Origin of the sequence: Neisseria weaveri (assembly GCF_900638685.1) — a bacterium.
In the GTDB taxonomy this organism is placed as follows: domain Bacteria; phylum Pseudomonadota; class Gammaproteobacteria; order Burkholderiales; family Neisseriaceae; genus Neisseria; species Neisseria weaveri.
This window is the reverse complement of the sequence record NZ_LR134533.1, coordinates 2,225,752-2,238,481: the sequence shown is the minus strand read 5'-3', so window position 1 is coordinate 2,238,481 and position 12,730 is coordinate 2,225,752. Positions and strand designations below refer to the sequence as shown.

Below are 12,730 nucleotides of genomic sequence, written 5' to 3'. Positions count from 1 at the left end.
GGTTGTGCCCTTTTGCGTCGGGGTATGTTGCAGTTTTGGATACGGCAACACCGGTTCATATGTGTTTTTTTTCAGACGGCCTGTTTGAGAATGCGGCAGGCCGTCTGAAAATAATGTGTTGTCTTTAAAAAATGGTCTTGCAAACACTAAGTAATCAGAAGGAGTAATTCAGGTTGAAACCGTATGCGGTGGAAGCGGTACGGAATCCTGCGGGTTTATGCAGCGGTTTGCCGGCAAAAACGTTGTAGGAAAGATTGCCGCCGACATTGAATTGGCCTTTTAAGCCGACTGCCGCCCCCGTTAACGTTTGCCCGACCAAATGCTTGGCAGACGGCCCGGATACGCGGCCTGCGTCTATGCCGACATAAAGTCGGTGCATAGGACGGTAGTGCCACGACAAATCGTTGCGCCAGTAGCCGCCGCGCTCCGCCGACAAGACGGTTTCGCCGTCAAAACCGCGCACGGTATGGCGGTTGCCGATAGAGAGGCGGTCTTGCTGCATTAATGGCGTGCGGTTCCACTGTGCGTAAATACGGCTGTCGTAAACAAACATTTGTCCGCCCAAATCAAACGGCAGGTTCAAACCGAGATCGGCGGTAAGGATTTTCATGCGTGAAGTGCCTTCGCCCAATGCTTCTTCGGGCGCGGGCAGGCTGTTGTTCCAACCTGTGCCGCGCTTGTAGTCCAAGCCGAAATCAAGCGTGGCGCGTCCTAAATATTCTTTATGCGCCAATCCGAGCGACCACCCGGCTGTACGGTGGTGCTGCACGCTGATGGCGGCATCGTTGATAAAGCTTTCCGATTCGCGCTGCCACAGTTTGGCGGTCAGATGGGTTTTACGTTGCGCGCTGCGGTGCAGCAGACGACTGATACCGAAATCGCCGGAATAGCTGCGGCCGTTGTAGTCATAGTTTTGGGAATCGCCCGCCACTGCCTGATGGTAGCGGTAATAACTGTGGTTCCAGAAAGCCTGCCAATAGCCGAAAGGCACGGAATAATGCAGGTTGTAGCCGTTGGTGCCGCTGCCGGTATGACGGCCTTCCGCATCGGTATAAGACGCTTTGTGGCCCAAGTCGCGGTTGAACGAAACATAAAACAAATCGCTCAAGCCCAAAGGATTGTCGGCAGACAAAGTGACGCTGCCCTGATATTTGCCCGTTGACCTGCTGCCGCCGTCATCCACACCGATACTGACTCTGAACGGCACTTCGCGCTGCCGCCACACAATCACGATATCGCTTTCAGACGGCGTATCTGCCGGAATGATTTTGATGTCGGCTTCTGCGGTGGGAATACGTTTGAGATTTTCCAAACCCTGTTCCAAATGGCGCAGATTGAGAATCTCGCCCGGAGCGGTGGGAAATTCGTTTTGAAACGCGGCAATCCTGCCTGCATGGGTTTTGTCGGCACCGGCGGCATCGACACGGATGCTGCGGATGCGCCCCGGCATCACGGTCAGCACCAATGTACCGCTGTTCAAATCCTGCGGCGCAGCCAATATGCGCGTGGTGGTATAACCTTTCGAAATCACCGCGTTTTGCGCCAGCTTCATAATGCGGTTGATGCCGTTTGCGCCCAAACACGCGCCGGGCCGGAAACCAAAACCGCGTACACTTTGCTTTAAGGCAAAATCGAAATCGGCCGCACCATCGCCCACCAGTGAAATATGGTTGACGGTAAAACACGGTTCTTCCGGAGCTGCCCTGTCTTCTGCCGTTTCAGTACGCGGACTGTCCAAGCGCACGTCTTCCTGATGCTGAAACTGTTCCTGCAGCTGTTGTCTGCGCTGCTGTTCCAATACCGACTGCTGTCCGGAAATCAAATGCTGCTGTGTTACTTCGTCGGGAACCGATTGAGCAGTTACGGAAGAGACGCACAACACGGGAAACAACAAACGTAAAACCGATGGTGAAGCCATAATTAAGTTCTATTAAGAAATGTTAAATTCGTGAGAATGTAAAGACAGGCATGAGCCCCAACAAGCAGACGCCGACAAACGGAAGAATATGCGGTATCGATGGGTGTTTTATTATGATAAAAACATAAAATAGCCGTCATTCCACTCGAAGCCGTCTGAAAAAAGGCCGTCTGAAAATTTCAGACGGCCTGTTTCCGTACACCCATCACACACCTATTTCAAAGACACTGTCGCAAGCCGGCCTGCCTGTTTTTAAAACCGGCAAAACCGCCACCCGAACCGCACCGCCTTATTTGTAAACCACTTCACTAATGCTATGATACAGGCCTGTTTATTGCTCCTGTCCGTTTATGCATACCGCTACTCCGTTTACGCCGCTGACCATCGACATTCAAAACACCAGCTTGATTGAGGCCTCGGCCGGTACCGGTAAAACCTACGGCATTGCCGCACTGTTTGCACGCTTGGTTTTATTGGAAAAAATGCCGGTTGAAAGCATTCTGGTCGTAACCTTTACCAAAGACGCCACTGCGGAATTGAAAACCCGTCTGCGCGCCCGTTTGGACAACCTGCTGCATATTTTGGAAAAAGTCCCCGATGCCGCAGAAAATTCAGACGGCCTAACGGCTTACTGTGCGGACAAACACCCCAAAGATGCCTTTATTCCCGCGCTGCTTAGCCAAGCGTTAAAGCAAGAAGCGCAAGCCAAGCTCATTCTGCGTTTGAAAGCGGCCATCGTCCAATTCGACAATGCCGCCATTTTCACCATTCACGGCTTCTGCCAACGGCTGCTGCGCGATTACGCTTTTCTTTGCCAAGTACCGTTCGATATGGAATTGTCTTCAAGCGGCGCCATCGAACGCTTTCTGACACCGGCTCAGGATTTTTGGCGCACCCGCGTGGCTACCGACCCTGTGTTGGCAAACTTGGCATTTGAAAACAAAGCCACACCGCGAAGCGTATTGGAGGAGCTGATTCCGTTTATCGGCCGCCCCTACCTGAAACCCGCAACGGCAGAAAACCGCCTGGCCGATATCCAAGAAGCTGTCAAAACCGTGTGGCAGACTGTGCGCAGCCGTCTGCCGGAACTTGAAGAAACGTTCTGGAAAATCCATCCCGGCCTAAACGGCAGCAGTTACCGCCAAAAAAGCTTTACCGAGCAATTTGCAGAGTGGAAAAAGTCCGCAGAACGCAACACGCTTCCCGGCCATTCCAAATACTTTGAAAAATTCGATCAAGGTGCTTTAACCAAAGGATTGAAAAAAGGGGTAATTGCCGATGAACAGGCTTTTGCCGAACTCGCCGTATTGGCCGAATTGGGCGAACACATCCTCGTACTCGAAGAAGCAGAAGAAGAAGCCTTTATCCGCTTGAAGCTGGATTTGCTCGACTATCTCAAACAAAATCTTGCCGAACAGAAAAAAAGCCGCAAAGAACGCAGCTTCGACGACTTGCTGACCGATGTCCATCATGCCCTAACCGCCACGCCCTACGGCGAAAAGCTCGCACAAACCATTTCCGAAAACTGGCGGGTGGCGCTGATTGACGAATTTCAGGATACCGATCCGCTGCAATACGAAATTTTCAGCACCGCCTTTATCCGACAAGGTACGCCGCTGTTTTTGGTCGGCGATCCCAAGCAGGCCATTTACAAATTCCGCGGCGCCGATATTTATGCGTATCTGAAGGCCGCCCGAGATGCGGAACACCACTATACACTCGCCACCAACCACCGCAGCCATCAAGAGCTGGTCGGAAACATCAACCGGCTGTTTATGCAGAAAACCCACCCCTTTGTTTTAAATGATATCCGCTATCCCGAAGTGGAAGCCGCCCGTAAGGAAGGCCGTCTGAATCCGAAGCAGGCTTCATTCCGCGTGCGTTGGCTAATCGATGAAAACGGCGACACACCCGCACAAAGAGACCCGCTCAGACGGCTTTCCGCCCGTTATTGCGCCGATGAAATCGCCGATGCACTCAACCGCGCCGCCAAAGGAGAATACCGTTTGGGCGACCGTGCATTAGAGGCCGGCGATATTGCCGTTTTGGTCAGAAAAGGCGAACAAGGCAGGCTGATTGCGCGCGAACTGAAAAAACGGAATATCCAAAGCGTGATCCAAAGCCGCGAATCGGTTTTCGCCGCCGAAGAAACGCTGGCAATTGCCGCGTTGATCCGTTTCTGGCTGGAACCGCAAAAAACCGAGTTTCTGCGTTTTGTGCTAGGCAGCGTGTTGTTCCAATATACCGCAGACCAACTGTACGAACTCAATCAAAACGAACAGCTGCTGTCGGAGTGGACGGATGCCGCCGCCGAAGCATTGGAAATCTGGCAACAGCGCGGTTTTTATGCCGCCATTCAGTATTTTTCCACCCGCTACCGTATCGAATCCCGTTTGCTGGCCGGAAAAAACGAACGCAGCCTGACCAATTTCAACCAAGTGTTGGAGCTGCTTGCCGAAGAAGACGAAGAAAGCCATTCGCCGTTTTCGCTGCTGCAATGGCTGCAAAACGAAATCAACGCCGCCGAAAAAGGCAATCAAGACAAAGAAAAAACCCTGCGTTTGGAAAGCGATGAAGAGCTGGTCAAAATCGTAACCATCCATGCGTCCAAAGGCCTGCAGTATCCGCTGGTTTATTGTCCGTTTGCTTGGGAAGCGCAAAAAAACCAGCCCGAAGGCTGGCAGATTCTGCAACGCAGCGACCAAACCGCCGAACTATGCTATGCCTCGCAATTAAGCGAAGATGACAAACAACAGCTTAACGAAGAAAATTTAGGCGAAGATCTAAGGCTGCTTTATGTGGTGCTGACCCGTGCCGAAGAACAGGTAACCGTATATGCCGCCTATTGCAACGATACCCCCAACAACAGTTTGGCATACTTACTGAACGGCAACGCAGAAACCCGACCCGACGAAGTGGAAGCCGCCTATTCCGCTTTGGAAAAATCCAACCGCCCGTCGCTGCTGAAACAAGATTGGCAACGCTTTCTCGGCATACCCGAACCCGAAAGCGGCTGCGAATGGCTCGACAGCGTGCCGACACCTAGCGGCTACACGCCGGATCTCAACCGCCAAACCGCCTATCACGCGACCGCGCTGCCGAAGCGTTCGTTTGAATTTATCAAACACACCAGTTTCACCGCCTTAAGCAGCCGGACTTCCGCCGTTGAAGAAGAAAACCGCGAAGAGCTTCAGCCCGCCATCGATCCTGCCGAAACCGCGTTAACGGTAAGGCCGTCTGAAATTTCCGCTGCTTACGAAGTATCCCCCGACAGCATTCATCATTTTCCGCGCGGCACCAAAGCCGGTGTGTGTTTACACGAAATGCTGGAGCATTTGGATTTTTCCAAACCTGCAGCCATGCAAAGCGAACAAACCGCCGCCTGCCTGCAGAAATACGGTTTTGACGCAAGCTGGCTGCCCTCAGTCGAAACCATGCTCGAGCAAACCCGTTTGAGCAAGCTGTTCGATAATTATGCGCTGGCCGATATCCCGCCGAAAAAACGCCTGCCCGAAATGGCGTTTACCCTGTATATGGAGCAGTTCGACTTGGCACAACTGCGCCGGTGGTTTGAACGCTCGACCCTGCCCGGCGCCTGCCTTGCCGCCGCACAACATCTGGATTTCCAAACCGTTAGAGGTTTTCTCAACGGCTTTATCGATATGGTTTGCCAATATTCAGACGGCCATGTCTGCATTATCGACTACAAATCCAACCATCTGGGCGACAATGCCAGTGCTTATACCCGTCGGGCAATGGACGAAGCCGTGGCCGGACACCATTATTACCTTCAGGCTTTGATTTACAGCATTGCCGTTGCCCGGCATTTCCAAGTACGCGGCCGTCCGCTGCACGGCATTTCCGTACGCTATCTGTTTCTGCGCGGTTTGGACGGCACCGATAACGGCATATGGCAATGGGACATCGACACCGCCGACTTACAGGAATGGCTGCAAGCACCGGCACAATAAAATATTCAGACGGCCTTTTTACCCGAATGCCGTCTGAAAAACAGGCCGTCTGAAAAAAGCAAACACACTTATTTGCCATAAACACCGTATAAAATTTCAGACGGCCTCCGTATCCCACAGAGGCCGTCTGAAAAATTCAAACTTCAAGCTTACAGCTGCCAATCAATCGGCGTTTGCCCGTGTGCCGCCAAATAAGCATTGGCTTTGGAAAACGGACGGCTGCCGAAAAAACCGCGGTAAGCCGACAAGGGAGACGGATGGGCCGATGTCAGCACCAAATGGCGGTTGCGGTCGATAAACGCCCCTTTTTTCTGGGCATGGCTGCCCCATAAGATGAATACCAGATGTTCGCGGTGTTCCGCCAGTTGCCGCACCGCTTTGTCGGTAAAAGTTTCCCAACCCAAATCCGCATGCGAATGCGCCTGCCCGGCGCGGACGGTCAATACCGTATTCAACAGCAATACGCCCTGCTCCGCCCAAGCCTGCAAACAGCCGTGATGGGGAATACGGAATCCGGCGATATCGTCTGCCATTTCTTTATAAATATTTTTCAACGACGGCGGAATCTGAATATCGGGGCGTACCGAAAATGCCAATCCGTGCGCCTGCCCCGGCCCGTGATAAGGGTCTTGCCCCAAAATCACCACTTTAACCCGGCCGAACTCCGTCGCTTTAAAAGCATTGAACACATCGGACGCAGGCGGATAGACCACTTCCCCCTGCATACGCTCCGCGCGAACGGTTTCCAAAATATGCCGGAAATACGGCAGCTCTTTTTCCGCACCCAACGCTTCTTTCCAAGATTCCATCTCGTTTCCTTACCTTTTATTCCGCACCGCCGTATCTGCTTTTACCAATTTTATCTGCAATACGGTGTGCTGTTTTTTTTCAGACGGCCTCAACGTCAAACCGCCCTTTTCGTTTTCACTATACGGCATTCCGCCCTATCTCAACCGAAGGCTTCGGCAATCATAGGGCGCAAGGCGCTGTTACGCTTCTGTTCGGACGTACAGGCCGTCTGAAAAACCGCTTGGCTGCCCCAAAAAACAAAACGCGCCCGTGCCCGGGTGATGGCGGTATACAGCAAGGCTTTATCCAAGAGTCGGCCGTCTTCTTCCTGATTTTGCGTCTCTTCGGCCAGCAGCCACACATCGCGGTATTCCGAACCCTGACTTTTATGCACAGTCATCGCAAAAGCGGTATGGTGTTCCGGCAAACGGCTGAGCGCCATTTTTTTAAATCCGTCCGCCATCGGGAAATAAGCGGCCAAAGCCTGCGTGTCCGAATCCTGCCGTTCATGGTCGGGATCAGCCAACACCAAACCGATATCGCCGTTAAACAAATCCAAGGCATAATCGTTGCGCTCGATCATCAGCACTTGGCCGGCAAACCATTTGCCGTCTCCGGCCACCCTGCCGTGCCGTTGCAGGCATTGCCGATACGCTTCGTTAAATGCCTCCGCCTCGCTGCGCCGCGCCGCCAACACCACCACATCGGCCTGATGTCGGAAAGCCGCCGCCACATCCGCGCCGTCTACCGCTTGCCAATAGGCTTCATGCAGGCCGTACAACCGTTCCGCCTGCTCACGGCTGCCGCCGCGGCAAACCGACAATTCCTGAGGAAAACGCTCAAACTGTTGCCAAGCAGATTCGGCTTCACCGTTTACCACCGCACGAGCCAGACAGCCGATGCCGCTGTCTTCGCCGAAACGGTGGCTGAACACCAAGCGTGCGGTGTTTTGCGACAAAGGCGCAGGCTGAGAGGCCGTCTGAAAACCGTGATCCGGCAATATCATGGCCAAATCCGCCGCTGTTTGTTCATCCAGCAGCGTCGGCTGCGCCAATTGTGCCAACACCGCCCCGGCACCGACCGAAGGCAGTTGGTTTTCATCGCCCAACAAAACCACCCTGCAACCGTCCGGCACTGCACGCAACAATTGCAGCATTAAGGAAACGTCCAACATCGATGCTTCATCGACAATCAATACATCCAGCGGCAACGGCTTTTCCTTACCGAACACCGGCTGCATTTGCGGCGGACGCAATTTCAGCAACCGGTGGACGGTTTTCCCTTCACTGTCGGCCAAATGGGCACGGATGTCTTCCGGCAGCGGAAATTCTGCCAAAGCACGGTGCAGGGCTTTGGCCATATGCGCCGCCGCTTTGCCGGTCGGTGCGGCCAACCCGATACGCGGCAGACTGCCGCTGTTTAAACACAACAATCCCAACAATTTGGCTACGGTGGTGGTTTTACCCGTTCCCGGGCCGCCACTGATCAGCATAAACGGCTGCAATAAAGCCAAAGCCGCCGCATCACGCTGCCCCTTGCTGTTTTCGCCTGCAAACCACTCCGCCAACACCGCGCGGCTCCGCATCCAATCGACGCCTGCCGTTTTTGCCGTTGCCAGGCGCACGATTTCTTTGGCCAAGTCGCGTTCCAGCTGCCACATCCGCCCCAAAAACAAACGTCTGCCGTCCAACACCAAAGGCGCATCGGTGCCGACGCCGACAATCGGCGCAGCATGACCCAGCGCAGCAGCATCGTTGCCGTCCAACCAAATAAACGTGTGGCCGTCTTTCAACGCCGCAAACAAACGCCGCACAAACGGCGCAACCTGCTCCGCCGCTTCTGGTGCATACCCGCCGAACAGCCTCAATGCCGCATTGGCGGCACCGCTGCCGGATTCTGTTGTTTCTTCCGCAACCATCGCTTTTCCAAATACCCGGGCCGTCTGAAAATTTCAGACGGCCTTTTCATTACAGTTACAGTTCCGCCACAATCCGTTTGACCATATCGGCCGAATGCACCGAGGCCGTTTCCAAAAATTCTTCGAAACTGATGTCCGCTTTTTCATCGGCCAAATCCGAAACCGCACGGATAACCACAAACGGCACATCCAACTGCACACACGTTTGCGCAATCGCCGCCGCTTCCATTTCCACGACGCGCACATCTTCAAACAGCTTGCGGATGGCCGCCGTTTTTTCGCTGCTGTGCACAAACTGGTCGCCGCTGACAATCAAACCGCGATGCACCGCCGCACCGTCAAATGCCGCCGACGCTTTTTCCGCAGCCGCCACCAGCCGTTCGTCCGAATCGAAACGTGCGGCCAAACGCGGCACCTGACCCGGAGCATAACCGAATGCGGTTACGTCCACATCATGATGGGCAATCTGTGTCCCCACCACCACATCGCCCACTTTCAAGCCGCTGCACAAACCGCCCGCGCTGCCGGTGTTGATCACGCAATCCGGATTGAACTTACCGACCAACAGTGCCGTTGACACTGCCGCATTCACTTTTCCGATACCGCTCAACGCCAAAACCACCTGTTTACCGCCCAACATACCGCAGTAAAAAGTGAAATTGCCGAAACGCTTCTCTTCCAAATTGCCCAAACTGTTTTTCAGCAATTCAATTTCCTGCTCCATTGCACCGACAACAGCAACAGTTTCTATCTTTTTAACGCTCAAAGACGACATTTTATTCTCCGCTTAAACCGTAAACTGCCCGTATTATACGCACCGCACCCGATTTAAGCCATAAACATCACTTTAACGCGATAAAACGTCTTTTCTTTCACGGATTTGCTATAATGCAAACAAATCTTTACATAGTAACTTTACACATAGTGAAATAACTGGGGAACGCTTCCATGAACCATCCTAATACGTCTTTACCCGCAAAAGAAGAACTCTATTCTTGGCTGAAACACCTGAATAAATACAAAGGTTCCGATTTATTCGTGACCGCCAAATTCCCGCCCGCCATGAAGCTGGACGGCAAAATCACCCCCATCAGCGATACGCCGCTGGACGCGGAACGCTGCATGGAAATGGCGTTTTCCATCATGACGCCCAAACAGATCGAAGAATTCACCCAAACCAACGAATGCAACTTCGCCATCAGCCTGCCGAATACCAGCCGCTTCCGCGTCAATGCTATGGTGCAAAGAGGCGCAACCGCTTTGGTTTTCCGCTCAATCACGTCCAACATTCCTTCGTTCGACACGCTCAACCTGCCGCCCGTATTAAAAGACATCGCCATGCAGAAACGCGGCTTGGTGATTTTTGTCGGCGGCACCGGCTCGGGTAAGTCCACGTCGCTGGCTTCCATGATCGACTTCCGCAATGAAAACAGCCACGACCACATCATCACCATCGAAGACCCGATCGAATTTGTCCACGAACACAAAAACTGTATCGTTACCCAACGCGAAATCGGCGTAGACACCGAAAACTGGCATGCCGCATTGAAAAACACCCTGCGTCAAGCACCCGATGTGATTCTGATCGGCGAAATCCGCGACCGCGAAACCATGGACTATGCCATTGCCTTCGCCGAAACCGGCCACTTGTGTATGGCAACGCTGCACGCCAACAGCACCAACCAGGCTTTGGACCGCATTATCAACTTCTTCCCCGAAGAGCGCCGCGTCCAACTGCTCACCGACCTGTCGCTCAACCTGCAAGCCTTCGTATCCCAACGCCTGATTCCGCGCGAAGGCGGCAGAGGCCGTGTTGCCGCAGCGGAAATCCTGATGAATTCTCCGCTCATTGCCGAACTGATTCTGAAAGGCGACGTACACGGGATTAAAGAAGTGATGAAAAAATCCACCGCATCCGGTATGCAGACATTCGACCAAGCCTTATACAACCTGTATGAAACCGGTCAAATCAGCTTCCAAGATGCCATCAAAAACGCCGACTCCGCACACGATTTGCGCACCGACATCCAATTGCGCAGCCGCCGCGCCCAAACCGCCGGCCCGGATTTGGAATTGATTTAACTTATCCGTTTCCAACCGATACGCAAATATAAAAAGGCCGTCTGAAAATTTCAGACGGCCTTTTCATTATCCCGATTTATTCAGCCCAATATTTCTTCTTAGACGTTTTGCCTATGCCCGGATTAAAGCTGTTGGTCGGATCCAGTTTGCGGTAAAACTGCTTCAAAGCAGGCTTCGCTTCATAAAGGTGGCCGACATTATGCTCCGCAGGATATTGCGCACCGCGCTGATCCAGCAAGGCCAGCATTTCATGCTCCAACGCCACACAATCATGGCCTTTTTTCACAATGTAATCCTGATGGAACACATGGCACATAAAATGGCCGTAATACAGCTTATGGCTGATTTTACTGTCGATTTCAGACGGCAGACGTTCAAACCAGTCCCTATCGTCGCGACGCAAAGCAATATCCAAAGCCACAATATCTTCAACTTCATCATCATGCACGGCACGGTAGCGCACGGCTGCGGAAGCAACGGCAAAACGGTGCAGCATCGCCGCTTGGGTTTCTTCCGGACTACACTCGAAGTAAGCCCCCGTTTTGGCAGCAAAATAATTTTTCAGAAAACTTCTCGCCTCTTCCACACCGTCACCGCCCATTTTCAAAATCAAATGGTGTTCGTAAAGGTCGCGGTAACTGCGTAACGACTTCGGCAGATGGTCGGGCAGAAAACGGCCGGCAAACTGCAAAGCCTTATCGGAAAAATGCTTAGGCAAAAAGCGGAAATTCCTGCCGAAACGGTCGATTTTAGCCTTCCAGTCGAATAAAGCAGGCAGCCTGTGCGTCCCAAACTGCTTAATCACAAAAAACGTATCCTTGCCGTATACATCGGCAATATCGAACGCGTCGCGATGAATATACTCGCCCGATACCGGCAAATTGGCAAACTGAGCCAACGCCGCACGGCGTATATCGGTCAGCTCGTTGATATCATTCGTGCCGATATAAAATACCGCCGTATTTTTTTCTTCGGGGAACGTATCCAAGCGCACCGCGAACACCATCAGCTTGCCCGCGCAACCCGAAGCCTCGTAATGCCGGGAAGGATCCGCATTGAAACGCGCCGCAGTCGGCTCGTCGACACAACGCACATGGTCGCAATAAGTATGATCGTGGCCTTTGCCCGCATCCAACTTAATGTCTTTACGCTGATAATGATGGCCTTGCAGATTGGTCAGAATTTCTTCCGGCGTATCGCCCAACTCAATGCCCAAGTGATTCACCAACTGCAGGCTGCCGTTTTCATCCAATTGCGCAAACAGAGCCATTTCCGTATAAGCCGGCCCACGCTGAACCAAAGCACCGCCGGAGTTGTTGCACACCCCGCCCAATACCGACGCCCCAATACAAGACGAACCGATTACCGAATGCGGCTCGCGCCCCAACGGCTTCAGCAATTTTTCCAAACGGTTTAAGGTCGCACCCGGCAAACACACCACCTGCTCGTTATTATTAATCAACTGAATAATGTTCATCCGCATGGTGTTGACAATCACAATGTCGCGGTCGTAATCATTACCGTCCGGCGTCGAACCGCCCGTCAACCCGGTATTCGCCGCCTGAGTTAACACGATAACATCCGCTTCCACACAAGCCTGCAACACCTGCCACTGCTCCAACAAAGTGCCCGGCCGGACAACCGCCAACGCTTTGCCCTCGCCAAAACGGTAGCCCTGACGGTAAGGCTCGGTTTTTGCAGGATCGGTAATAATAAAATCTTCGCCGACAATTTTGGTAAGCGATTGAATCAATTGGGTTGCAGTCATTATATGCCTCTAATACTAAAGTTTCGGACAGAATCTGATACAGCTAGCTTGACTCTTTTTGCATAATAAGTCAAAACTTTATCTTATTTTAACGGTAGTCGGAACAAAAAAGGCCGTCTGAAAAAAGGCCGTCTGAAAAAAGGCCGTCTGAAAAAAGGCCGTCTGAAAAAAGGCCGTCTGAAAAAAGGCCGTCTGAAAAAAGGCCGTCTGAAAAAAAGGCCGTCTGAAAAAAAGGCCGTCTGAAAAAAAAGGCCGTCTGAAAAAAAGACCGTCTGAAAAAAAGA

General features: G+C 52.6%; 7 protein-coding genes. 2 read left to right on the top strand and 5 right to left on the bottom strand.

Features of this window, described 5'->3' with window-relative positions:
• Window positions 1-154: 154 nt before the first annotated feature.
• Window positions 155-1,918: a ShlB/FhaC/HecB family hemolysin secretion/activation protein gene (locus EL309_RS10605; RefSeq protein ID WP_004285263.1), complete on the bottom strand. Its 1,764-nt coding sequence runs from the start codon at window positions 1,916-1,918 to the stop codon at window positions 155-157.
• Between the two features lie 350 nt (window positions 1,919-2,268).
• Here EL309_RS10605 and recB point away from each other — a divergent pair, with 350 nt between their 5' ends.
• On the top strand, window positions 2,269-5,889 hold the full coding sequence (gene recB, locus EL309_RS10600) for an exodeoxyribonuclease V subunit beta (RefSeq protein ID WP_004285264.1): 3,621 nt from the start codon (window positions 2,269-2,271) through the stop codon (window positions 5,887-5,889).
• A gap of 149 nt (window positions 5,890-6,038) precedes the next feature.
• Here recB and ung read toward each other — a convergent pair whose 3' ends face one another.
• From ung to EL309_RS10585, 3 genes are all read right to left on the bottom strand, one after another.
• The gene (gene ung, locus EL309_RS10595) at window positions 6,039-6,698 is read right to left on the bottom strand and encodes a uracil-DNA glycosylase (protein ID WP_004285265.1); all 660 of its coding nucleotides are present in this window, start codon (window positions 6,696-6,698) and stop codon (window positions 6,039-6,041) included.
• Between the two features lie 140 nt (window positions 6,699-6,838).
• Entirely contained in the window at window positions 6,839-8,596 is a 1,758-nt protein-coding gene (recD, locus tag EL309_RS10590) for an exodeoxyribonuclease V subunit alpha (RefSeq protein WP_004285267.1), read from the bottom strand.
• Between the two features lie 55 nt (window positions 8,597-8,651).
• On the bottom strand, window positions 8,652-9,371 hold the full coding sequence (locus EL309_RS10585; RefSeq protein WP_004285268.1) for a 5'-methylthioadenosine/adenosylhomocysteine nucleosidase: 720 nt from the start codon (window positions 9,369-9,371) through the stop codon (window positions 8,652-8,654).
• 173 nt (window positions 9,372-9,544) lie between these two features.
• On the opposite strand from EL309_RS10585, the gene EL309_RS10580 reads away from it, so the two are divergent.
• Window positions 9,545-10,678, top strand: a complete 1,134-nt coding sequence (locus EL309_RS10580; protein WP_004285269.1) for a PilT/PilU family type 4a pilus ATPase — start codon at window positions 9,545-9,547, stop codon at window positions 10,676-10,678.
• Window positions 10,679-10,754: 76 nt separating this feature from the next.
• Here the strand turns inward: EL309_RS10580 and dld are convergent, their stop codons facing one another.
• Window positions 10,755-12,446 carry a D-lactate dehydrogenase gene (dld, locus tag EL309_RS10575; protein ID WP_004285270.1) on the bottom strand — a complete coding sequence of 564 codons (1,692 nt, stop codon included), beginning with the start codon at window positions 12,444-12,446 and terminating at the stop codon, window positions 10,755-10,757.
• Window positions 12,447-12,730: the final 284 nt, after the last annotated feature.

Excerpts from the sequence above, each read along its gene's own strand:
- recD (WP_004285267.1), bottom strand. The coding sequence starts at position 8,596 with ATGGTTGCGGAAGAAACAACAGAATCCGGCAGCGGTGCCGCCAATGCG.
- ung (WP_004285265.1), bottom strand. The coding sequence starts at position 6,698 with ATGGAATCTTGGAAAGAAGCGTTGGGTGCGGAAAAAGAGCTGCCGTAT.
- recB (WP_004285264.1), top strand. The coding sequence starts at position 2,269 with ATGCATACCGCTACTCCGTTTACGCCGCTGACCATCGACATTCAAAAC.
- EL309_RS10585 (WP_004285268.1), bottom strand. The coding sequence starts at position 9,371 with ATGTCGTCTTTGAGCGTTAAAAAGATAGAAACTGTTGCTGTTGTCGGT.
- EL309_RS10580 (WP_004285269.1), top strand. The coding sequence starts at position 9,545 with ATGAACCATCCTAATACGTCTTTACCCGCAAAAGAAGAACTCTATTCT.
- dld (WP_004285270.1), bottom strand. The coding sequence starts at position 12,446 with ATGACTGCAACCCAATTGATTCAATCGCTTACCAAAATTGTCGGCGAA.
- EL309_RS10605 (WP_004285263.1), bottom strand. The coding sequence starts at position 1,918 with ATGGCTTCACCATCGGTTTTACGTTTGTTGTTTCCCGTGTTGTGCGTC.